At 71.1% G+C, this 21,994-nt stretch carries 16 protein-coding genes and 1 pseudogene; 6 read left to right on the forward strand and 11 right to left on the reverse strand.

Annotated elements, in window-relative coordinates:
- Positions 1–2: 2 nt before the first annotated feature.
- Positions 3–1,181: an ADP-forming succinate--CoA ligase subunit beta gene (gene sucC / locus AB0C22_RS14335; protein ID WP_208567982.1), complete on the reverse strand. Its 1,179-nt coding sequence runs from the start codon at positions 1,179–1,181 to the stop codon at positions 3–5.
- Positions 1,182–1,750: 569 nt separating this feature from the next.
- Complete coding sequence (locus AB0C22_RS14340; protein ID WP_208567981.1) at positions 1,751–2,155, reverse strand: cobalamin B12-binding domain-containing protein; 405 nt, start codon at positions 2,153–2,155, stop codon at positions 1,751–1,753.
- A gap of 385 nt (positions 2,156–2,540) precedes the next feature.
- Here AB0C22_RS14340 and AB0C22_RS14345 point away from each other — a divergent pair, with 385 nt between their 5' ends.
- Both AB0C22_RS14345 and AB0C22_RS14350 read left to right on the forward strand, forming a co-directional pair.
- Positions 2,541–3,257, forward strand: a complete 717-nt coding sequence (locus AB0C22_RS14345; protein ID WP_208567980.1) for a M23 family metallopeptidase — start codon at positions 2,541–2,543, stop codon at positions 3,255–3,257.
- A gap of 354 nt (positions 3,258–3,611) precedes the next feature.
- Positions 3,612–4,364 carry a peptidoglycan DD-metalloendopeptidase family protein gene (locus tag AB0C22_RS14350; RefSeq protein WP_357535295.1) on the forward strand — a complete coding sequence of 251 codons (753 nt, stop codon included), beginning with the start codon at positions 3,612–3,614 and terminating at the stop codon, positions 4,362–4,364.
- 58 nt (positions 4,365–4,422) lie between these two features.
- On the opposite strand, the gene pcrA is transcribed toward AB0C22_RS14350, so the two are convergent.
- Positions 4,423–6,825 (reverse strand): DNA helicase PcrA, encoded by a 2,403-nt coding sequence (gene pcrA / locus AB0C22_RS14355; protein ID WP_219464673.1) that lies wholly within the window; start codon positions 6,823–6,825, stop codon positions 4,423–4,425.
- A 247-nt stretch (positions 6,826–7,072) separates the two neighbouring features.
- On the opposite strand from pcrA, the gene AB0C22_RS14360 reads away from it, so the two are divergent.
- Both AB0C22_RS14360 and AB0C22_RS14365 read left to right on the forward strand, forming a co-directional pair.
- Positions 7,073–8,923: a bifunctional metallophosphatase/5'-nucleotidase gene (locus AB0C22_RS14360; protein ID WP_357535215.1), complete on the forward strand. Its 1,851-nt coding sequence runs from the start codon at positions 7,073–7,075 to the stop codon at positions 8,921–8,923.
- A gap of 298 nt (positions 8,924–9,221) precedes the next feature.
- On the forward strand, positions 9,222–9,590 hold the full coding sequence (locus tag AB0C22_RS14365; protein WP_208567977.1) for a chorismate mutase: 369 nt from the start codon (positions 9,222–9,224) through the stop codon (positions 9,588–9,590).
- A 129-nt stretch (positions 9,591–9,719) separates the two neighbouring features.
- Here AB0C22_RS14365 and AB0C22_RS14370 read toward each other — a convergent pair whose 3' ends face one another.
- From AB0C22_RS14370 to AB0C22_RS14405, 8 genes are all read right to left on the reverse strand, one after another.
- The gene (locus tag AB0C22_RS14370; protein ID WP_208567976.1) at positions 9,720–10,733 is read right to left on the reverse strand and encodes a dipeptide ABC transporter ATP-binding protein; all 1,014 of its coding nucleotides are present in this window, start codon (positions 10,731–10,733) and stop codon (positions 9,720–9,722) included.
- Positions 10,726–11,754 carry an ABC transporter ATP-binding protein gene (locus tag AB0C22_RS14375; RefSeq protein ID WP_357535297.1) on the reverse strand — a complete coding sequence of 343 codons (1,029 nt, stop codon included), beginning with the start codon at positions 11,752–11,754 and terminating at the stop codon, positions 10,726–10,728. Before AB0C22_RS14375 ends, AB0C22_RS14370 begins: the two co-directional genes overlap by 8 nt.
- A gap of 26 nt (positions 11,755–11,780) precedes the next feature.
- Positions 11,781–12,752 (reverse strand): ABC transporter permease, encoded by a 972-nt coding sequence (locus tag AB0C22_RS14380; protein WP_357535217.1) that lies wholly within the window; start codon positions 12,750–12,752, stop codon positions 11,781–11,783.
- A 75-nt stretch (positions 12,753–12,827) separates the two neighbouring features.
- Positions 12,828–13,754: an ABC transporter permease gene (locus tag AB0C22_RS14385; RefSeq protein WP_357014576.1), complete on the reverse strand. Its 927-nt coding sequence runs from the start codon at positions 13,752–13,754 to the stop codon at positions 12,828–12,830.
- 155 nt (positions 13,755–13,909) lie between these two features.
- Complete coding sequence (locus AB0C22_RS14390) at positions 13,910–15,553, reverse strand: ABC transporter substrate-binding protein (RefSeq protein ID WP_357535219.1); 1,644 nt, start codon at positions 15,551–15,553, stop codon at positions 13,910–13,912.
- A 730-nt stretch (positions 15,554–16,283) separates the two neighbouring features.
- Complete coding sequence (locus AB0C22_RS14395; RefSeq protein WP_255597737.1) at positions 16,284–17,477, reverse strand: thioester domain-containing protein; 1,194 nt, start codon at positions 17,475–17,477, stop codon at positions 16,284–16,286.
- 168 nt (positions 17,478–17,645) lie between these two features.
- Positions 17,646–18,332 (reverse strand): response regulator transcription factor, encoded by a 687-nt coding sequence (locus AB0C22_RS14400; protein ID WP_208567972.1) that lies wholly within the window; start codon positions 18,330–18,332, stop codon positions 17,646–17,648.
- A gap of 1 nt (position 18,333) precedes the next feature.
- A complete protein-coding gene (locus tag AB0C22_RS14405; protein ID WP_219464680.1) occupies positions 18,334–19,599 on the reverse strand; it encodes an ATP-binding protein in 1,266 nt (421 codons plus the stop codon).
- Positions 19,600–19,767: 168 nt separating this feature from the next.
- On the opposite strand from AB0C22_RS14405, the gene AB0C22_RS14410 reads away from it, so the two are divergent.
- The gene (locus AB0C22_RS14410) at positions 19,768–21,366 is read left to right on the forward strand and encodes a PspC domain-containing protein (protein ID WP_357535222.1); all 1,599 of its coding nucleotides are present in this window, start codon (positions 19,768–19,770) and stop codon (positions 21,364–21,366) included.
- Positions 21,363–21,698: pseudogene (locus tag AB0C22_RS14415) on the forward strand (hypothetical protein); the annotation flags it as partial. The gene AB0C22_RS14410 and the pseudogene AB0C22_RS14415, both read left to right, overlap by 4 nt.
- Between the last annotated feature and the right edge of the window lie 296 nt (positions 21,699–21,994).

The raw sequence follows: 21,994 nt of genomic DNA on the forward strand, positions 1-21,994 counted from the left end.
CGTCAGACCCCCGCAGCTGCCAGCTCGGCGGCCCGCTCGGCCGCGCCGTCCATGGTGTCGACCCGCTGCACGAGCGGGTTGCCGGCGCCGTCGAGGATCGCCCGACCGGCCTCCGCGTTGTTGCCGTCGAGCCGGACGACGAGCGGCTTGGTGACCTTCTCGCCGCGTTCCTCCAGCAGGGCCAGCGCCTGGATGATGCCGTTGGCGACCTCGTCGCAGGCGGTGATGCCGCCGAAGACGTTGACGAAGACGCTGCGAACCGACGGGTCGGACAGCACGATCTCCAGACCGTTGGCCATCACCGCGGCGCTCGCGCCGCCGCCGATGTCGAGGAAGTTGGCCGGCTTGACGTTGCCGTGCCGCTCGCCCGCGTAGGCCACCACGTCGAGGGTGGACATGACCAGACCCGCGCCGTTGCCGATGATGCCGACCTCGCCGTCGAGCTTGACGTAGTTGAGGTCCTTCTCCTTGGCGGCCTGCTCCAGCGGGTCCACCGCGGCCTGGTCGACCAGCGCCTCGTGGTCCGGGTGCCGGAAACCGGCGTTCTCGTCCAGCGTGATCTTGGCGTCGAGCAGCAGCATCGTGCCGTCGCCCGTCTTGGCCAGCGGGTTCACCTCGACCAGGGTGGCGTCCTCGGCGACGAACGCCTTCCACAGCCCGACCGCGACCGCGACGACCTGGTCGGCGACCTCGGCCGGGAACCCGGCCGCGGCGACGATCTCCCGGGCCTTTGCCTCGTCCACGCCCTCGACCGCGTCGATCGGGGCCTTGACCACCTTGTCGGGGGTCTCGGCCGCGACCTGCTCGATGTCCATACCGCCGGCCACGCTGGCGATGCAGAGGAAGGTGCGGTTCGCCCGGTCGAGCAGGTAGGAGAAGTAGTACTCCTCGGCCACGTCCGCGGTCACGGTGATCATGACCTTGTGGACGGTGTGACCCTTGATGTCCATGCCGAGGATGTCGGTGGCCCTGGCCACCGTCTCGTCGGCGCCCTCGGCCAGCTTGACGCCGCCGGCCTTGCCACGGCCACCGACCTTCACCTGCGCCTTGACGACCACCCGACCGCCGAGGCGTTCGGCGATCGCGCGGGCCTCCTCCGGGGTCGTGGCGACGCCGCCGGCGAGCACGGGCAAGCCGTGCCGCTCGAACAGGTCCCGCCCCTGGTACTCGTACAGGTCCACGATTGCGCGTCCCGTCCCGTCTCCGCGGCGCGCCGTCGCGCCGCCGCCAGCGTTGTGAAACTCCGTTGACGCCTGTCATCAGTTGAAACAGGCCATTGGCCGCAGCCTAGCGAGGTGGGCACCGGCGGCAACCGAGCGGGTGCGCGGTGTGCGGTAATGCACAGCGCGCCGCTGGCGACTCGCCGGTGACACAAATTGGTCCACAGGTTGTCCCAAGCAACGCGTAACCCCACCGTACGGGCGTCGTTGAGTCTGATGTCGGAGCGCTGGTCAGCGCGAAGACGGGAGCGGCCGATGCCCTGTCGGTCGAGGGGTGGCGGCGGGGCATCGTGCATAGAAGGGCCGGGCGTGTGAGGGGTGCGTCCGGCCCTTCACCCTGCCCGGATTCGGATGCCTCCCGATCCGTCGCCCCGGCCGGGCCACACCGCCCCCTGGGATCACACCGCCGCCCGGGTCACACCACCGCGGGGAGCACACCGCCGCCGGGGTCACGGCACGACGAAAACGGCGGCGACCGGAAACCGGCACACCACCGTCGGCGTACGAAGGGGTGCGGCGCACCCGGGTGGTCAGCCCACCGGCTGGGCCACGTTGGCCCGGACCCACTCCACGATCGACTGGGTGGTCGCACCCGGCGTGAAGATCTTCTTGACGCCCAGCTCCACCAGCTCGGGGAGATCGGCGTCGGGGATGATGCCGCCGCCGAAGACGACGATGTCCCGCGCGTCCCGCTCGGCGAGCAGCTCCAGCACTCGGCGGAAGAGCGTCATGTGCGCACCGGAGAGCACCGAGAGGCCGACCGCGTCGGCGTCCTCCTGGATGGCGGTCTCGACGATCTGCTCCGGGGTCTGGTGCAGGCCGGTGTAGATGACCTCCATGCCCGCGTCACGCAGCGCACGCGCCACCACCTTCGCGCCCCGGTCGTGGCCGTCGAGGCCCGGCTTCGCGACGACTACCCGGATACGAGAGTTCATCAGCGCACACCCTTCACGGCTCCGCGGCTACCAGCTGAACGAACGGTAACCCGACCGACCCGGGGTGGAGAACCCGGGCCGGACCCCTACCGTGCCGACCGGCGACCCGGAAGCCGGACGCCTCCGCCGAACGGTCACGGTGCGCGACGAACGGGCAGGAAGAGGGACAGCCGTCCGGCGTCTGGAGCTATGACAATGAGGGACGGAAAGGGACAGAAGGAATCGCCGCTTCGGTGCCTACGCTTGTGACCGGAGCGGTGGAGGGCTAACGTGTCCACGGTTGTCATCAGGTCCACGGACGGGTGATGACGCGATCTACGACCGTTCGATCAGCTGCACCGAACGGTCGGAGATTGCATCGGATCCCCGACAACGGAGGGTGTGCGTGCGCCAGCGCCTGTCGTCTGAGCCCGATAGATATCGCGGCCGCCGCCGTGTACCAACCCCCCCACGGAGCCGCTACGCGGCGGTCGTCACCACCGCGTTCGTCGGTGCCGGGATCGTCGCGCTCGGCGCGGGGGCGATGCCGGACGCCAAGAGCGTCAGCCCGTCGGTCCTCGACGAGCTCCGGCAGGCCTCGATCACCAGCCAGGACGCCGCCGCGCGGGCCGACGCCGCCGACCGGGCCACCCGCGACAACGCCCGGGACACCGCGGCGGGCGTCGACGAGCAGGACCCGTGGCTGCTGCCCATGCAGGGCTACGACTTCAACTCCCCGTACGGCATGCGGTGGGGCAAGCTGCACACCGGCATCGACCTGGTCGCGCCGGAGGGCACCCCGTACGTGGCCATCCACTCCGGCACGGTCACCAAGGCCGGCTGGTTCGGCGGTTACGGCTACGCGGTGATCGTCCAGCACGCCGACGGCAGCGAGGCCATCTACGGTCACTCCTCCGCGGTGAGCGTGCACGAGGGCCAGCAGGTCAAGGCGGGCGACCAGCTCGGCCTGGTCGGCAACACCGGCCACTCGTACGGCGCGCACCTGCACCTGGAGGTCCACGTCAAGGGCCAGCCCCTCGACCCGGTGCCGTGGCTCCAGGAGCGCGGAGTGGACATCAAGCTACAGGTCGAGGCGTACTACACCGAGAAAGCCGCCTCCTGACCCTGCGTGACGCCTGTTGACCGCCCGGATCTACGGATCCGGGCGGTTTCGCGTGCGGGTAAGTCTGCTGCGTCACACACCGCGATGTGACCGACGGCACTGGCGACCCGGCCCGGTCAACGGGGCAGACGACACCCCGGCGGGACATAGCCGGGCAGCCCTGCGGGGCGGTCGGGGCTACCCGTCGGTACCGGTTCCCGTCCCGGCGCGCTCCGACACCCAGGATGGTCCGGTCCGAATCCCCTGAGTGTGTGAAGGTCCGCCGTGCAGGAAGACAACGACAGCACCACCGGCAACGCCGACAGCACCACCCGCAGTGCCAGCACCACCCGCAACGCGCGGATCTCCGCCGCCGTGATCCGGCACCGGCGGCGTCACCCACGCGGCGCGCGCGCCCTCGCCGTCGGCGTGGTCGCCCTGGTCGGCCTCGGCCTGGCCGGGGCCGCCACGGCCGCCCTCGACCGGGACGACGCCCCCGAGCCGGCCACCGTCGCGCTCGACGCACAGGCCCGTGCCGAGGCCGCCGACCGTGCCGACCGGTCCACCCGGGAGTCGACCGCCCCGGCCAGCCCCAGCGCCGTGCCGACCCCCACCAGCGCCAGTCCCACCCCGACGGCCGCCCCGACGCGGAAGCCGAAGACCAAGCCGAAGGTCACCGCGAAGCCGAAGGCCGTCGCCAAGAAGACCACCGCTCCCAAGCCGAAGCCGTCCTGGGTGATCCCCATGGCGGGGGCCGGGATCACCTCCTGCTACGGGCAGCGCGGGGGCGCCCTGCACGCCGGAATCGACTTCGCCATGCCGGCCGGTACCCCGATCCACGCCGCTGCGGCCGGCACCGTGGTCAAGGCCGGCGACGTCGGCGACGGCTACGGCATCTCGGTCTTCGTCGACCACGGCAACGGCTACCTGACCCACTACGCCCACCAGAGCAGCGTGAAGGTCGGCGTCGGCGACCGGGTCGGCGTCGGCGAGGTGCTCGGCTACGAGGGCTCCACCGGCGACTCCACCGGCCCCCACCTGCACTTCGAGGTGCACCAGGGGCAGATGTGGAACCAGATCGACCCGGCGCCGTTCCTGCGCGCCCGGGGCATCGACGTGGCCTGCTGAGCCGCGACGGCGAAGGGCCCGGCCCGGCAGCACGCCGGGCCGGGCCCTTCGGCGTCGGTCAGAGCTTGTCGAGCGGGGCGTGCCGCAGCACCAGCCACATGGTCTGGTCGCCGAAGTCGATCTGCGCGCGGGCGCTCGGCCCGTGCCCTTCGACCGCGAGCACCCGCCCCAGGCCGTAGCGCTGGTGGTTGACCCGGTCGCCGGCAGACACCTTCGGCCCCTGCGGCAGCTCGCTGGCGGTGGCCAGCCGACTGGCGTCGACCCCGAGCCGTTTCGCCAGCTCCGTCGCCCTCGGCGTGCCCCCGGTGAAGCCGCCACGCCCGCCGGGCACGCGGTCCGCACGCCCCCCGACGCCGCCGCCCCCACCGGCCCACGAGGTGTACGTCCCCTCGGTGCGCTCCCAGCGGACCAGCTCCGGCGGCAGCTCCTCCAGGAAGCGCGACGGCGGGTTGTACGACGGCTGCCCCCAGGCCGAACGGGTGACCGCCCGGGACAGGTAGAGCCGCTGCCGGGCCCGGGTGATCCCCACGTACGCCAGCCGCCGCTCCTCCTCCAACTCCCGGGTGTCGCCCAGCGAGCGCAGGTGGGGGAAGACGCCGTCCTCCAGGCCGGTCAGGAACACCACCGGGAACTCCAGGCCCTTGGCGGTGTGCAGGGTCATCAGGGTGACGACCCCCTGGTGGTCGGGGTCGTCGGACGGGATCTGGTCGGCGTCGGCGACCAGCGCCACCTGCTCCAGGAAACCGGCCAGGGTGGCCCGCTCACCGTCCTCGCCCAGCGCCTCGATCCGCTCGGTGTACTCCCGGGCGACGCTGACCAGTTCCTGGAGGTTGTCGACCCGGCCGGCGTCCTGCGGGTCGACGCTCTCCTCCAGCTCGGTCAGGTAGCCCGACCGGGTCAGCAGCGCCTCCAGCACCTCCTCCGGGGTGCCCTCCTCGGCCAGCTCGCGGGCACCGTCGAGCAGCGCGACGAACTCGGCGATGGAGTTGGCGGCCCGGGTGGAGATGCCCGGTGCCTCCCGGGCCCGGCGCAGCGCCGCGCCGAAGGAGATCCGGTCCCGGCTGGAGAGCGCCTCGACGCACGCCTCGGCCCGGTCGCCGATGCCCCGACGTGGGGTGTTCAGCACCCGGCGGAGGCTGACCGTGTCGTCGTCGTTGACCACCGCGCGCAGGTAGGCCAGCGCGTCGCGGACCTCCTTGCGTTCGTAGAAGCGCACCCCGCCGACCACCTTGTAGGGCAGGCCGACCCGGATGAACACCTCCTCGAAGACCCGGGACTGGGCGTTGGTGCGGTAGAAGACGGCCACGTCGCCGGGGCGGGTCTCTCCCGCGTCGACCAGCCGGTCGACCTCCCGGCCCACCCAGTCGGCCTCGGCGTGCTCGGTGTCGGCGACGTAGCCGACGATCTGCTCACCGGCCCCGGCGTCGCTCCACAGCCGCTTGGGCTTGCGGGAGGTGTTGCGGTCGATCACCGCGTTGGCCGCGTTGAGGATGGTCTGGGTGGAGCGGTAGTTCTGCTCCAGCAGGATCGTCCGGGCGTCGGTGAAGTCCCGTTCGAACTCCAGGATGTTGCGGATCGTCGCGCCCCGGAACGCGTAGATCGACTGGTCGGCGTCACCGACGACGCACAGCTCGGCCGGCGCGATCCCCTCGGTGCCGGCGACCAGCTCCTTGATCAGGGTGTACTGCGCGTGGTTGGTGTCCTGGTACTCGTCGACCAGGACGTGCCGGAACCGGCGGCGGTAGCTCTCCGCGACGTGCGGGTGCGACTGGAGCAGGTGCACCGTCGTCATGATCAGGTCGTCGAAGTCCAGCGCGTGCGCCTCCCGCAGCCGCCGCTGGTAGAGGGTGTACGCCTCGGCGAGCGCCCGCTCGTTGGGGCCCGTGGCCCGGCCGGCGAACTCCTCCGGGTCGGTCAGCTCGTTCTTCAGGTTGGACACCTGGGCGGCGAGCCCCCGGGCCGGGTAGCGCTTCGGGTCGAGATCCAGCTCCCGGGCGACCATCTGCATCAGCCGGCGAGAGTCGTCGGCGTCGTAGATGGAGAAGGTCGACTTCAGGCCGGCGTGCTCGTGCTCGGCGCGCAGGATGCGCACGCAGGCGGAGTGGAACGTCGACACCCACATCAGCCGGGCGCGCGGGCCGACCAGGTGGGTCACCCGTTCCTTCATCTCACCGGCGGCCTTGTTGGTGAAGGTGATCGCGATGATCTCGCCGGGGTGGACGTCCCGCGCGGCGAGCAGGTAGGCGATCCGGTGGGTGAGCACCCGGGTCTTGCCGGAGCCGGCCCCGGCCACGATCAGCAACGGCGAGCCGGAATGGGTGACCGCATCCCGCTGGGGACCGTTCAGGCCCTCCACCAGGTCCTGCGGGTCGAGGCGGCGGGCGGGGCCGGGCCGGCGCGGCGGAACCGACGCGGGCTCGGGCGCGGGCGGGGACGCGGGGATGTCGAAGAGAGGATGCATCGCACGGCGAGTCTATGCCGTCGGCCGGACACTTCCCGCCCGCGCACGCCCGGGGCGCCCGAGCCCCGTCACCACCGCCGCGCCACGGCCACCTGCCGCCGCTGTCACGCCACGACCCGGTGACGGCGTCGGCCAGGACTGAGACGAACCTGTCACGCTGGCCCCACTGGCATCTTGGGTCCCGAGGCGCGACGATGACCCGGGAAATCCCCGCCTGCTCCCCCGTAGACGACTTGGGAGAACAACCATGAGTCAACCGCGCTCGCGCGGTCGGGCCGTGCTGCGTCACCTCGCCGCGCCGGTCCTCGCCCTGGCCGTCGTGGCCAGCCTGCCCAGCACCGGCCGCACCACCACGCCGCCGGCCGACGCCGCCCCCGGGGCCGGCCTCGCCCCGGTCGCCGTCTCGTACGCCACCGCGACGGGTGGCGAGGTCAAGGGCCAGTTCCTCAGCTACAACGACTTCCACGGCGCGATCGACCCGCCCGGCGGCAGCGGCGCGACCGTCAACGGCACCCCGGCCGGCGGGGTGGAATACCTGGCCACCTGGCTGAAGAAGCTGCGGGCCGAGGCGAAGGCCGAGGGCCGGGTCACCACCACCGTCGGCGCCGGCGACCTGATCGGGGCCACCCCGCTGGTCAGCGCCGCCTTCCACGACGAGCCCACCATCGAGCTGATGAACCAGATCGGCCTGGACGTCAGCTCGGTCGGCAACCACGAGTTCGACGAGGGCGTCAAGGAGCTGCTCCGGATCGACAAGGGCGGCTGCCACCCGGTCGACGGCTGCCAGGACGGCGACGGCTTCGCCGGCGCGAAGTTCACCTACCTCGCCGCCAACACCATCAACAAGAAGACCAAGCTGCCGATCCTGCCCCCGATCGACGTGAAGTTCGTCGGTGGCGTGCCGGTCGGCTTCGTCGGGGTCACCCTGGAGGGCACCCCGGGCATCGTCAACCCGGCCGGTATCAAGGACGTCACCTTCACCGACGAGGTGCAGACCGCCAACAAGTGGGGCGGCCTGCTCAAGCTCTTCGGTGTCAAGGCGATGGTGCTGCTGGTGCACGAGGGCGGCGCACAGTCCGCGCCGCCGGCCACCCCGGGCGTCTCCGACTGCGCCAACTTCTCCGGCCCGATCGTCGACATCGTCAAGGGCCTGCGGCCGGAGTTCGGCGTGGTGGTCTCCGGGCACACCCACCGCTTCTACTCCTGCTCGCTGCCGAACTCCTCGGGCAAGCCGAGCGTGGTCACCAGCGCCGGCAACAACGGCCAGCTGGTCACCGACATCGACTACTCGCTGGACCGGCGGTCCGGCCGGTTCACCGGCATCACCGCGAAGAACGTGATCGTGGAGAACGGCGTGCGCAACGCCGACGGGACCTGGCAGCAGACCGGCGGGGTGTTCGCCAAGAACCCGGCCCTGGTCGACGCGGGCGCGAAGACGCTGGCCGACAAGTACCGCACGGCGGTCGCCCCGATCGCCAACCGGGTGGTCGGGAAGATCAGCGCCGACCTCGTCCGGGACGTCCGGCCCAACGGGGAGAGCCCGATGGGTGACGTGATCGCCGACGCGCAGCTGGCGTACACCAGGGGCGACGGGGCGCAGCTCGCGCTGATGAACCCGGGCGGCGTACGGGCCTCCCTGTCGTACGGGGCGTCGGCCGGTGGTGAGGCGCCGGGCGAGGTGACCTACGGCGAGGCGTTCACCGTGCAACCGTTCAACAACCTGGTGGTCACCCAGACGTTCACCGGCGCGCAGCTCAAGGACGTGCTGGAGCAGCAGTTCGTCGGCTTCAAGGGGCAGACCACCCAGCGCATCCTCCAGCCGTCGGCCGGGCTGACCTACTCGTACGACAGCACCGCGCCGGCCGGCTCGCGGGTCAGCGCGCTGACCCTGAACGGCACCCCGGTCGACCCGGCGGCCAGCTTCCGGGTCACCACGAACGACTTCCTCGCCAACGGCGGGGACGGGTTCACCGAGCTGGCGGGCGGCACCGGCCGGACCACCGCCCCCGGCTTCGACGTGGACGCCCTGGTGGCGTACCTGGGTGCCGGGGAGCCGGTCGCCCCCACGGCGGCGGACCGCATCACCCGGTTGGGCTGACCTGAGGGCCGGGCTTCCCGTCGGCGCGTCCGCGCGCCGACGGGGGCCCGGCCCGATCCCGTCGGCGGGGGACACGGTCGAACCCAGCGGCCGGGGACTGCTTGCGCGGACCGGCTTCCGGTCGGCATACTCGACGACGTGATCGAGCGGCGGTTCTTCTTTTACTACGGCACCGGGAGTCCGGCAGCCGTGGGTCGCGCCTGATCGACAGGACCTACGAAAGCCCCGGGCTCGGAGAGCCCGGGGCTTTTTCGTCCCGGGATCCGAACACCGGGCCCGAGACCCGAGGGGTACGACGATGATGACTGACGTGGTGGAGTCCAGCGGTGGCCCCGCGCGGCACGACGAGCCGGCCGGGGCCGATCCCACGGAGACCGACCCGACCGGAGCCGCTGCCGCCCGTACCGGCACCGGTGACACGGCGGCGGCCGAGCGGATCGTGGCGATCAGGGAACGGATCGACGAGATCGACCGGACGCTGATCGCGCTCTGGCAGGAACGGGCGGCCCTCTCCCAGGAGGTCGGGGTGACCCGGATGGCCTCCGGGGGCACCCGGCTGGTGCTCTCCCGGGAGCGCGAGATCCTGGAGCGCTTCCGCACCGAGTTGGGGGCCGACGGTACCCAACTCGCGCTGTTGCTGCTGCGGGCGGGGCGCGGCCCGCTGTAAGGGCGGACCGCCGGGCGCTGCGGAAGGGCGGGCCGCCGGGTGTGGGGGTGGAGCTGCCGGACCACGGGCCGGCAACGACGAACCGCCTGCCGCCGTCGGGGTGACGGTGGCAGGCGGCCCGGGTGTGGCTCACGCGTCGTGCGTGGCGACGATCTCCCGCTTCTCGGCGAAGTGGCAGGCGCTCGGGTGGTCCGAGCCGGGGCGGATCTCCAGCAGCGGCGGCTGCTCGGCGCAGAGGTCCTGCGCCTTCCAGCACCGGGTGCGGAACCGGCAGCCCGACGGCGGGCTGATCGGCGACGGGACGTCACCGGTGAGCCGGATGATCGCCTTGTTCTCCCGCAGCGTCGGGTCCGGCACCGGCACCGCCGACAGCAGCGCCTGGGTGTACGGGTGGGTCGGCCGCTCGTAGATCTCGTCCTCGGTGCCGATCTCCACGATCTTGCCGAGGTACATCACCGCGACCCGGTCCGACAGGTGCCGGACCACCGACAGGTCGTGCGCGATGAACACGTACGACAGGCCCAGCTCGTTCTGGAGCTTCTCCAGCAGGTTCATCACCTGGGCCTGGATCGAGACGTCCAGGGCGGAGACCGGCTCGTCGCAGACGATCACCTCGGGGCGCAGGGCGAGCGCCCGGGCGATGCCGATGCGTTGCCGCTGACCGCCGGAGAACTGGTGCGGGTACCGGTTGATGTGCTCCGGGTTGAGGCCGACCAGGTCGAGCAGTTCCTTGACCTTGTCCCGGCGGCTGCCCCGCGGCGCGACCTCCGAGTGGATCTCGAACGGCTCACCGATCAGGTCACCGACGGTCATCCGCGGGTTCAGCGAGGTGTACGGGTCCTGCATCACCAGCTGGATCTGCCGGCGCAGCCGCCGCAGCGCGCCACCGGAGAGCTTGGCGATGTCCTGGCCCTTGTAGTGCACCGTGCCGGCGGTGGGCTTCTCCAGGTTCATCAGGACCCGGCTCAGCGTCGACTTGCCGCAGCCCGACTCGCCGACCACGCCCAGCGTCTCGCCGGCCTTGAGGTCGAACGAGACGCCGTCGACGGCCTTGACCTGGCCGATGGTCTTCTTGAACACGATGCCCCGGGTGACCGGGTAGTGCTTGACCAGGTCACGGACTTCGATGATGTTGTCAGTCACGGTTCACCAGCTCCTCGGCGAAGTGGCAGGCGCTGGCCCGACCGGTGCCGATCTGCAACAGCGGGGGGACGGTCTCCCGGCACACCGGCTGCGCCATGGGGCAGCGCGGGTTGAACGGGCAGCCCGGCGGGATGTTCATCAGGTTCGGCGGGAGGCCCTTGATGGTGCGGAGCTGCTGCCCCTTCTCGTCCAGCCGGGGGATCGAGTTGAGCAGGCCGAGCGTGTACGGGTGCGCCGGCTTGGCGTACAGGTCGTAGACGTCGGCTTCCTCGACGATCCGGCCGGCGTACATGACCGCGATCCGGTCCGCGACGTCGGCGACCACGCCGAGGTCGTGGGTGATCAGGATCATGCCCATCCGGCGTTCCCGCTGGAGTTCGCCGAGCAGGTCCATGATCTGGGCCTGCACGGTCACGTCCAGCGCGGTGGTCGGCTCGTCGGCGATCAGCACCTCGGGGTCGAGCGCCAGCGACATCGCGATCATCGCGCGCTGCCGCATGCCCCCGGAGAACTGGTGCGGGTAGTTGCTGAACCGGCCCTTGGCGTTCGGGATCTTGACCTGGTCGAGCATCTCGATCGCGCGCTTCTTGGCGTCGGAACGGCTCATCCCGCGCCGGATCCGGAACTGCTCGGCGATCTGGAACCCGACGGTGAAGACCGGGTTCAGGGCGGAGAGCGAGTCCTGGAAGATCATCGCGATGCCCTCGCCACGGATGCGGCGACGTTCCTCGGCGGACATGGTGAGCATGTCCTTGCCGTGGAAGCGGACCTGACCGCCGGTGACGAAGCCGGGCGGCATGTCCAGGATGCCCATGATGGTCTGCGCGGTGACGCTCTTACCGGAGCCGGACTCGCCGAGCACGGCGAGGGTCTCCCCCGCGTCGACGTGGTACGTCACTCCGTTGATGACCTTGGCGACGCCGTCCCGGGTGCGGAACTCCACCCGCAGGTCGTCGACCTCGAGCAGCCGGCCGGAGGGGCGACCGGATCCGTCGGCGCCGGGCGCGGACTGCTCGGACACGAGAATGTCGGACAACTCAGTCTCCCCTATCGGAGCTTCGGGTCGAGGGCCTCGCGGACCGCCTCGCCGAGCATGACGAAGCTCAGCACGGCGGTGACGAGGAACGCGGAGGGGAAGAAGAGCAGGAAGGGCGAGACCCGGAGGTAGTTCTGCGCTTCATTGATCATGATGCCCCAGGAGACCACCGGGCTCTGCAGGCCGATACCCAGGAAGGACAGGGTGGCCTCGGCGCCGATGAAGGAGCCGATCATGATCGTCCCGTAGACCAGCAGTGGCGCCAGGCAGTTCGGCAGCAGGTGCTTGAAGATGATCCGGCCGGTGCTGGCACCCATCGCGCGGGCCGCCACGATGTAGTCGGCCTCCTTGGTGGCGAGCACCGAGGAGCGCATCAGCCGCATCACCACCGGCCAGCTCAGCAGCACCAGCGAGCCGATCACCAGGAACTTGATCTCCCACTCGCCGTTGTTGGCGCCGGCGCCGTTGAACGTGGTGAGGATGACGATCGCGCCGAGCACGAACGGCAGGCCGAAGAAGATGTCGGTGATCCGGGAGAGCAGGCCGTCGACCCAGCCGCCCTTGTAGCCCGCGATGATGCCGACCGCCCCGCCGATCAGCAGTGTGCCGATCGTGGAGAGCAGGGAGACCACGATCGAGGCGTTGGCGCCGTAGATCACCCGGGCATAGACGTCCCGCCCGAGCACGTCGTAGCCGAACCACGCGTCGCCGGAGGGCTCGAGCCGGCTGCGGGAGAGCGCGGTGGCGTCCGGGTCACCGGAGGTGAACAGCGACGGGAAGGCCGACATCACCACGAAGAGCACGATGAAGATGGCGGAGATCCAGAACAGCGGCTTGCGGCGCAGGTCGATCCAGGCGTCGCCGAGCAGGCTGCGCGGCTTCTCCTTCTTGCCCGCCGGGCCGACGGGGGCCGGGGAGCTTGCCTCGGTCAACTGCTCGGGACGGGGCGTGCTCACGATCGAAGCGGCACTCGGGTCGCTCATGCCTGCACCTCGCTGCGCTCGGCGCCGGCCTGGTTGCCCGCGCACACTGCAATGACGATTCGTTCGCTGCTGCGCTCACTCATAGCGGATCCTCGGGTCAAGTGCGGCGTAGAGCAGGTCCACCAGCAAATTCATCACCAGGTAGACGAGTACCAGCACGACCACGATGGAGACAACGGTAGCGCTCTCCTTGGTGACGATCGCCCGCAGCACGGTGCGGCCGATGCCGTTGATGCCGAAGATGCCCTCGGTGATGATCGCGCCACCCATCAGGGCGCCGAGGTCGGTGCCGAGCAGGGTCACCACCGGGATCAGCGAGTTGCGCAGCAGGTGGATACCGACCACCCGGCGCATCGGCAGCCCCTTGGCGATCGCGGTACGCACGTAGTCGGCCCGGCGGTTCTCCGCGATGCTGGTGCGTGACACCCGGGCGATGTACGCCATCGACGCGCTACCCAGCACGAAGCCCGGTAGGAGCAGTTCGGTGATCCGCATCTCGTTGGAGACGGTCGGCTTGACGATGCCGAGCTTCACACCGAAGAACCACTGGAGCACGAAGCCGACCACGAAGACCGGCAGCGCGATCAGGAAGAGCGTGGAGACGAGGACCAGGTTGTCCAGGAAGCCGTTGCGGCGCAGGCCGGTGAGCACACCGGCGGTGAGACCGATGACACCCTCGATGACCAGGGCCACCAGGGCCAGCTTGAGGGTGTTCGGGTACGCGGTGGCGATGATCTCGCCGACGTCGCGCCCCGACCAGGTGGTCCCGAAGTCGCCTTGCAGGAGGTTCTTCATGTAGGTGGCGTACTGCACGAACCAGGGCTGATCCAGCTGGAACTTCTCGGTCATCATGGCCCGGTAGTTGTCCGGGCAGCCACGGTCACCGCACTTGCCGGCGAACGGGTCCCCGGGGACCTTCCACACCAGCAGGTAGATCATCAGCGTCGTCCCGATGAAGACCGGGACGAGTTGGAGCAGCCGTCTCACCAGATAACGGCCCATGGGGTGGTCCTCCTGACAAGGGGTGTGCCGGGGGCGGGGGTGCGGCCGACACGGGTGGCGACAACGTGGCGAGGGGTGGGGTGCACGCACTCGCGGAACGGCCCCGGGTCGGGCTCACCGGTAGGCGAGCCCGACCCGGGGTCAGATCGAACGGATCAGAGCTCGACGGAGGTGATGTCGAGCTCGCCGACGTTGGTCAGCTCCATCTTCTTGATCTTCTCGGAGTGACCGGACTGCTGGCCACCGAAGTAGATCGGCATCGACGGAACGTCCTGGTCGATCTTCTCGACCGCCTTGGCGAACAGCTCGTGCGAGGCCTCCAGGCTCGGGGCGGAGCTGGCCTGCTTGGACAGGGCGTCCACCTCGGGGTTGCTGTAGAGACCGTCGTTCGAGGAGCCACCGGTCACGTAGAGCGGGTTGATCCAGTTCTCCACGTCCGGGTAGTCCTGCTGCCAGCCGGCACGGTAGGCGCCGTCCATCTTGTGGGCGTTGATGTTCTGCCGGAAGACCGCGAAGGTCGGCACACCGACGGCGACCGCGTCGATACCCAGGGTGTTCTTGATCTGCCCGGCGACGGCCTCCATCCAGTCCTTGTGGCTGGCGTCGGCGTTGTAGTACATCTTCAGCTGCCCGGTGAAGCCACCGGCCTCGCTCAGGAGCTGCTTGGCCTCGTCCGGCTTGAACTGGCAGGCGGTGCAGTTGCCCGGCTTGGCACCCGGGGTCAGCGGGTTGGCCCAGCTGTCGGCCGGCTTGCGGTTACCGAAGAAGATCTTGTCGGTGATCTCCTGCCGGTTGACCGACAGCGAGATCGCCTTGCGCAGCTTCGGGTTCTGGAAGCGCTTGTCGTAGATCGGGAACGCGATGATGCCGGTGGACGGCGTGGTCGACGGGATCGCCCGGTCGGCCAGGTCGGCTTTCCACTTGTCGCCGGCCAGCGAGGAGACCGGAACCTGCTGCTGGAAGTCCAGGTTGTTGGAGACCAGGTCGTTGTAGGCCGCCGTGTCGTCCTGGTAGATCTTGACGTTGACGTCCTTGATCTTCATCTTGTCGCGCAGGTTGTAGTCGTCGAACCGCGTCAGCTTGATCGCGACGTTGTTCTCCCACGAGACGAAGCTGACCGGGCCGTTGCCGATCGGCTTCTTGCCGAATGCCTCGGCGCCCTGCGAGAAGAAGGCGTCCGGCAGCGGCATGAAGGTGCTGTAGCCGAGCTTGGTCGGGAACACGGCGGTCGGCGCGGCGAGCGTGACCTCGAAGTTCCAGTCGTCGACGACCTTGAGGCCGGACATCTCCTTGGCCTTGGGCTCGGGCGCCTTCTTCGGGCCGTCACCGTCCGGGTCGGAGGTGTTGACGTCCTCGAAGCCGGCGATGTCGGCGAAGAAGCTGGCGTTCTGCGCGCCGTTCGGCGAGTACGCGCCCCAGTTCCAGGCGTCCACGAAGTTCTTGGCCTTGACGACGGTGCCGTCGTGGAACTTCGTGTTCTGCTTGATCTTGATCTTGTAGACCTTGGAGTCGGTCGTCTCGATCGACTCGGCCAGCGCGTTCTGCGGCGCACCACCGTTGTTGGGGTACTCGACCAGACCGGTCCAGAGCCAGTCGATGATCTTGCCGCCACCGGTCTCGGTGGTGTTCGCCGGAACCAGGGGGTTCTCCGGCTCGGTGCCGTCGACGACGATGGCCCCGTCCGAGCTGCTGGCGCCGCTGCTGCCTTCGTCGTCGTTACCGCTGGAGCAGCCGGACGCGATGAGCGCGAACGCCGCACCCATCGCAATGGCGCCGCTCGCCCGCTTCGAGACTCTCATTCCGAGGGGCCTCCTCTTTCTAACCTGGTTCCGTCGTGGGTTTCACGCACGTTGGGGGGTGACACCGCACGGCGATCATGTGTTGCAGATCACCGGTTACCGCAGAGAAATCGGGACACCCCAGGGGTACCGATCCGCCGGGCCACCACACCCCCGTACTCGGCTCCCGGGCAGGCTCGACGACCACGATCCGTGCCGGAGGCAGCGGCGACGTGGTCGGCCGGGACACACGGGTGCCTCACATCAGGGGTGAGGTGCTGCCACTGTGACACCCACCGGCCCATTACGTGAAGGTGCCGTTATCAAGCCGTTAGTTGCCTGCCGTGTTGCCGATACTTGAGAAAAGATCATGAGATGCCCTGGTCGTACCGCTCTGAGCAGGAAAGACAGCAAGTCCGCTCGACCGGGTGGTGACCGCCGGGTCAGCAGTGTGAGCTTTGCCGCCGTCCGGTTGGCGTGCTCCGACCTCCACCGGGCGTCACCGCATTCTGCCCGTCCGGCTGAGGGCGGCTTCGGCCAGCCGGAGCACAGTCCCAGCCAGCCGGCCGAAGACAGTCGACACACCTGCCCCGCAGGTGACTGCCGGCCGCCGCGACGCCCCACCCCGCCGACGACCGGCCCCTCCGCCACACCGCCCCCACGCCACCGGGTCTCGGAGCCCCCGCAGGGGTGACCGGCGAAACAGCCGGCCCCGGCACCGTCGGGTGCCGGGGCCGCAGGGAGCCGTACGTCAGACGGTGAAGTGGACCTTGCGACGACGGACCAGCAGCACGGCCACCGCGCCGAAGGCCAGCAACGCCAGCCCCGCCAGGGCGGCCAGCGCGACCGGCGAACCGGTCAACGGCAGCCCGCCACCGTTACTGGCGGGCGAGGTCGACGGTGCCGGGCTGGCCGGCGACGAGGACTCGACCGGGGTGGCCGACGGCGACGGCGACCCGGCCGAGGGGGACGGCGACGGCGACGGCGACCCGGACGGGGTGGCCGACGGCGACGGCGAGGCGGGGGCGGCGGCGAAACTCGCTGCCGCGTCGGCGTTCACCGAGGTGCCGGTGCTGCCACCCAGGATCAGCTTCTGCTTGGCGTTCTTGCCGCCGGAGAAGAGGAAGACCCGACCGAAGGAGACCGAGTCCGGCGCGGAGACCGTCACGGTGACCCGACCGGCGGCGGTTGCGGTCAGCCAGAACCGGCCACCGTTGGTGGTCGTACCGACCGGACGCCCCTCGGCGTCGACGGCACGGCCACCCTCGACCTTCAGCGCGATCTCCCCCGCCGGCCCGTGCACCGTGAACGGCCCGGCCCGCCCGCCGGTGGTCGCGGTGGCCGACGCCGGGTCCAGGCTCAGCTCGGCCTTCGGCTCCGGCTGGTCGGTGGCGTTGCGCACCAGGTAGTCGTGTACCCGGCGGATCACGTCGTACTCGGCGGCGGCGGTCAGCCCCCGCTCCCAGTCGCCCAGGGTGATGCCGTCACTGAAGTGCCAGACGGCCGTCTGGGTGCCGAAGTAGAGCAGCGTGTCACGCCGGGAGTCGGGCAGCCCGGCGGGCAGGGTGGCCCCGGCGGCGGCGAGCAGCTTCGCCCGGTCGGCGTTGGGGTAGCCGTGGGTGAGCACCCACTGCACCCGGCCGAGGTTCTTCACCTCCGACTCGCCCCAGGTGCCCTCGGCGTACTCGCCGTCACGGGCCACCGGGGTGTGGAAGTCGATGCAGAAGACCGGCACGGTGCCGTCCTTCAACTCCAGGGCCAGCGCCGAGGTCTTCTGCGCCCGACCGTCCAGCTTCAGCGTGACGCCGGTACCCGGCACCGCCCGCGCCACGCCCTTCGTCGCCGGCTCGGCGGCGGCCGGACCGGCTGCGGCGAGCACCAGCGCGCCACCGGTGACGAGCGCCGTGGCGATACCCGCCCAGCGTCGTCCTCGTTGTCCGAACATCAGTTCCGTGCACCTCTCCCCAGGGGTGGGCCCGCTCCCGGCGGGCCGGTGTGCGTCGCCCCCGGGCGGGGTCGTGACACCACCCGCACGCGCGAAGGCGACGGGGCATTATGCGACACGAATTGATCTCTTGTCAGCCCTGGGGCGATGCTCCCGGAATGGGAGGTCTCAGACGAGTCGTCGGTCCGCCGCCCAGCGGGACAACTCGTACCGGTTGGACATCTGGAGCTTGCGCAGCACGTTCGACACGTGCGTCTCGACCGTCTTGATCGAGATGAACAGCTCCTTGGCGATCTCCTTGTACGCGTACCCCCGGGCGAGTAGGCGCAGCACCTCGCGCTCGCGGTTGGTGAGCTGGTCCAGCTCGGGGTCGGCGACCGGGGCGTCCGGCCGGGCCGCGAAGGCGTCCAGCACGAACCCGGCCAGCCGGGGGCTGAACACGGCGTCCCCGTCGGCCACCCGGCGGATCGCGTCGGTCAGCTCGTCCGGGGAGATGGTCTTGGTCACGTAGCCCCGGGCACCCGCCCGGATCAGCCCGATCACGTCCTCGGCGGCGTCGGACACGCTCAGCGCCAGGAACTTCACCTGCGGGTGGCTACGGCGCATCGCCTCCAGCACCGCCCGACCCCCACCGTCGGGCATGTGCACGTCGAGCAGCACCACTTCCGGCCCGGTCGCGGCGATCCGGGCGACCGCCTCGGCCACCGTGCTCGCCTCCCCGACCACCTCGACGTGTGCGCCCAGCTCGGCCCGGACCCCGGCCCGGAACATGGCGTGGTCGTCGACCAGGAAGACCCGCAAACGCTCCACCCGGGTCGGGGCGTCCGAACCCGGTTCCATCGACTGCTCCGCCATCTCAGCTGTCCCTTTCCGCCGTGGAGCCGGTGCCGGTGATCGGCAGCATCAACCGGACCTCCGTCCCCTCCCCGGGCTCGGAACGGATCTCCGCCCGGCCACCGTGCCGCTTCATCCGCCCGATGATCGACCCTCGGACGCCGTGCCGGTGATCCTCCACCGTATCCGGGTCGAATCCCTTGCCCCGGTCCCGGACGAAGACGCTCACCTGCTCCGGCTCGACCTCGGCGTAGAGCGACACCGTCTGCACCCCGGCATGGCGGGCCGCGTTGACCAGCGCCTCCCGGGCCGCCGCCACCAGCGCCCCGACCCGTTCGTCGGTCTCCCGGTCACCCACCACCACCGCCTCGACGGTGATCGCGAAGGTGTCCTCCACCTCGGCGGCGGCCTGTTCGAGCGCTGCCGCGAACCGTTCGGTCGGCGAGGCGGTCGGCTTGTAGAGCCAGTTGCGCAACGACCGCTCCTGGCCCCGGGCGAGCCGCTGCACCGTCTTGACGTCGCTGGCGTTGCGCTGGATCAGGGCCAGGGTGTGCAGCACCTGGTCGTGCACCATGGCGGCCAGTTCGGCACGCTCCTGCTCGCGGATGCGCCCCTCCCGCTCCGAGCGGAGCTGGTTCCACGTACGCCACAGCACCGGGGCGGCCACCACCCCGACGCCGACCAGCCCGACCAACGCGAAGATCACCCCGTTGACCACCGCGTCGAGGTTCTGCACCGGCGAGTAGACCGCCGCCACACCGATGATGCCCACGGCGACCAGTACCGCGCCCCCGGCGAAGCGGAGCACGAAGGCCCGCCGGTCGCTCTCCTCCACCACCGCGCCGAGCCACGGCACCGGCATCGACCCGCTCCACTGCCGGCGGCGCTCCGGCGCGGACTGGTGCCAGATCACCCCGGCACCGACCGCGATGATCGCCACCAGCCAACCGGCGGTGCCCGCCGCGCCGACCGAGTCGAAGACCAGCACCTGGACCAGCAGCACACCGAGGCCGATCGCCACGAACGGCAGCAACTGCCCGGGGTCCCGCCGGGGCGGGGTCGCGGTGTCACCCGGCCGCAGCGGCACCACCGCCCAGAACGCCGCGTACAGCAGCAGCCCCAGTCCGCTGAGCCCGAGCAGCACCATGAAGGCGACGCGTACCCGCAGCACCGAGATGCCGAGATGGTCGGCGATGCCGGCGGCCACACCGGCGGCCAGCCGGTGCTCGGGCGCCCGGTAGAGGCGCGGCGGCGGGGTCACGACGCTGATCGGAGGCTCCCAGGTCACGGTGGGTGGCGGACGGACACCCCGGAGTGCGGTGCCGCTCCGATCGTCACACGGGGGAGACGGTGCCGACCACGGGGACGCCCCGGACATCCGCCCACCGGGATCTCAGGGTGGGGTCAGGGTCGGTTCCGGAGGCGACTCGGCCCGGCGACGCCGCAGGATCGAGTCATGACCGAGGACCCTGCCCCGCCGCCGTACCCTCAGGTGGCCGCACCGGGTGGTATGCCGCCGCCCGGCTCCGCCGCCGGGCCGCCCCCGGCGCCCACGTCGCCCACGGGGGGCGACGACGCGCCGAACCCGCCCGGGGGGTATCCCCCGCCGTCCGGAGGTGCCAGCTTCACCTCACGGTACGGCCTGGTCCGGCCCCGTGACGGCCGCTACCTGGCCGGGGTCTGCGCGGCCATCGGCCGGGCCACCAACACCGACCCGGTGCTGTGGCGGGTGCTCCTCGCGGTGCTCGGGTTCTTCGGCGGGGTCGGCATCCTGGTCTACGTGGCCGCCTGGCTGATCATCCCGGGTGAGGGGGACAGCGCCTCGCCGCTGGAGTCGATGCTGGGTCGGGGCCGGTCGAGCATGTCCCCGATCACCGTGATCCTGCTGACCATCACGGTCGCGGTGGGCTTCGGTTACATCGTCACCGACGCGTTCCGGGCGGTGCTGCTGGGCGCGGCCATCCTCATCGGTGGTGCGCTGCTGCTCAACCGGGAGAGCCGCCCCGGCGTGCCGGCCGCCGCCGGTCCACAGCCCGGCCCGGCCGCCCCGCCCGGACCGGTCCCCCCGGTCGGCTGGCCGGCCCCCTTCGCCCCGGTGGCGCCCGCCCCGCCGGCATCCCCGTTCCCGTCGGATCGTGGCGGGCAACCCGCGGGGTGGCCGGCGGCCCGCACCGGCGAACCGGCCGGCTGGCCGGCGCAGACCCGTACCGCACCGCTTCCGGCCTGGCCACCGGCCGCGCCGATGGAGCTGGCGGCGACCCGGGCGGAGGCACCGGCCTGGCCGCCCCGGCCACCGCTGACCGGTGTGCCCGCCACCGCGCCGGTGACCGTCCCACCCACCGGTACGGGCTACCGGCCGCCGTTCGCGCCCCACGGCCCGTACGCCGGGGGCCCTCCCCCACCGCCGCCGCCCGCACCCCGGGTCAAACCGCCGAAGAAACCGAAGGAACGGTCGGCGCTGGGTGCCGCGACCTTCTCGCTGATCTTCCTGGCCCTCGGCGTGGTCGCCATCCTGGACCTGCTGGACGTCTTCCCGATCGGCGCCGCCGGCTACTTCGCGGCGGTGCTCGCCACCATCGGGTTCGGGCTGCTGGTCGGCACCTGGTTCGGCCGGGCCCGCTGGCTGATCGCCCTCGGCCTGGTCGCCGCCGCCGCTCTCGGTGTCGCCACGGTCGCCGAGTCCTACGACCGGGTTCGGGGTGTCGACGGGGCGGTCACCTGGGCCCCGACCAGTTACCAGGAGCTGGCCGACCGCTACGAGAACAGCTTCGGTGACGCGACCCTGGACCTGCGTGCGGTGGACTTCGACAAGCGGGACACCGACCTGACCGTGGTGGTCAACTTCGGGGAGGCCACCATCGTGGTGCCGCCGAACGTGGACGTCACGGCCGTGACGAACGTCAAGGCCGGGGAGGCCACCGTCTTCGGGAAGAGCAGCTCCGGGTTGGACGGGCAGGGACGCCAGGTCACCGATCTGGGGCTGGACGGGGCCGGCGGCGGCACGCTGCGGCTCACCGTCCACGTCAACGCGGGCAATCTGGAGGTGATCCGGTGAAGGGCCATCGCACCGATCTGGTGTCGTTCGTCTTCGGGCTGCTCTTCGTCGGGCTCTCCCTCTGGTGGCTGCTCGCCCAGATCCTCGGGCTGGCCCTGCCCGCGGTGGGCTGGTTCCTGGCCGGCGCGCTGGTGCTCATCGGAGTGCTCGGGCTGGTCGGGGCGGTGCGCTCGGCCCGCACCCCGGACCGCCTGGTCCCGCCGGCCGACGGCGAGCCGGCCCTCACTCCGGCCGGCCGGGTGAGCGCCACGCCGACCGGCCCGGTGAGCACCACCCCGGGCAGCTCGGTGAGCAGCGCGCCGACCGGCCCGGCTGGCGGGGACGACGAACGCGCCGGCTGGCGGGACACCGCCGAGCTGCACCTCGGCGACCCGGCGCGCGAGCCGGGCCGACAGCACGGCTCGGACCACCGACCCGAGCACGAACCGGCGGCCCGGTCCGACGACCAGGACGCTTCTCGGCGGCCGTCCGGCGACCTGGTGGACCCCCCGGTCACCGGCCCACCCGGGGCGCCCAGCTGACCGCACCGGTGCGGGCGGCGTCCGACGGCTCGTATGCTGGCCGGGGAGATCCCGCCTCCGCCGGCACGCGCCACGTCGTCGGGCTCCGCCGGTGCCTGCGCACCAGG

The sequence above is a fragment of the Micromonospora sp. NPDC048894 genome (assembly GCF_040649765.1).
GTDB classification, from domain to species: Bacteria; Actinomycetota; Actinomycetes; order Mycobacteriales; family Micromonosporaceae; genus Micromonospora; species Micromonospora antibiotica.

Bases quoted from the DNA above. Each gene is read 5' to 3' on its own strand.
- AB0C22_RS14410 (WP_357535222.1), top strand. From the start codon at position 19,768: ATGACCGAGGACCCTGCCCCGCCGCCGTACCCTCAGGTGGCCGCACCG.
- AB0C22_RS14390 (WP_357535219.1), bottom strand. From the start codon at position 15,553: ATGAGAGTCTCGAAGCGGGCGAGCGGCGCCATTGCGATGGGTGCGGCG.
- AB0C22_RS14360 (WP_357535215.1), top strand. From the start codon at position 7,073: ATGAGTCAACCGCGCTCGCGCGGTCGGGCCGTGCTGCGTCACCTCGCC.
- AB0C22_RS14385 (WP_357014576.1), bottom strand. From the start codon at position 13,754: ATGGGCCGTTATCTGGTGAGACGGCTGCTCCAACTCGTCCCGGTCTTC.
- pcrA (WP_219464673.1), bottom strand. From the start codon at position 6,825: ATGCATCCTCTCTTCGACATCCCCGCGTCCCCGCCCGCGCCCGAGCCC.
- AB0C22_RS14400 (WP_208567972.1), bottom strand. From the start codon at position 18,332: ATGGCGGAGCAGTCGATGGAACCGGGTTCGGACGCCCCGACCCGGGTG.
- AB0C22_RS14380 (WP_357535217.1), bottom strand. From the start codon at position 12,752: ATGAGCGACCCGAGTGCCGCTTCGATCGTGAGCACGCCCCGTCCCGAG.
- AB0C22_RS14340 (WP_208567981.1), bottom strand. From the start codon at position 2,155: ATGAACTCTCGTATCCGGGTAGTCGTCGCGAAGCCGGGCCTCGACGGC.
- AB0C22_RS14395 (WP_255597737.1), bottom strand. From the start codon at position 17,477: ATGTTCGGACAACGAGGACGACGCTGGGCGGGTATCGCCACGGCGCTC.
- AB0C22_RS14365 (WP_208567977.1), top strand. From the start codon at position 9,222: ATGATGACTGACGTGGTGGAGTCCAGCGGTGGCCCCGCGCGGCACGAC.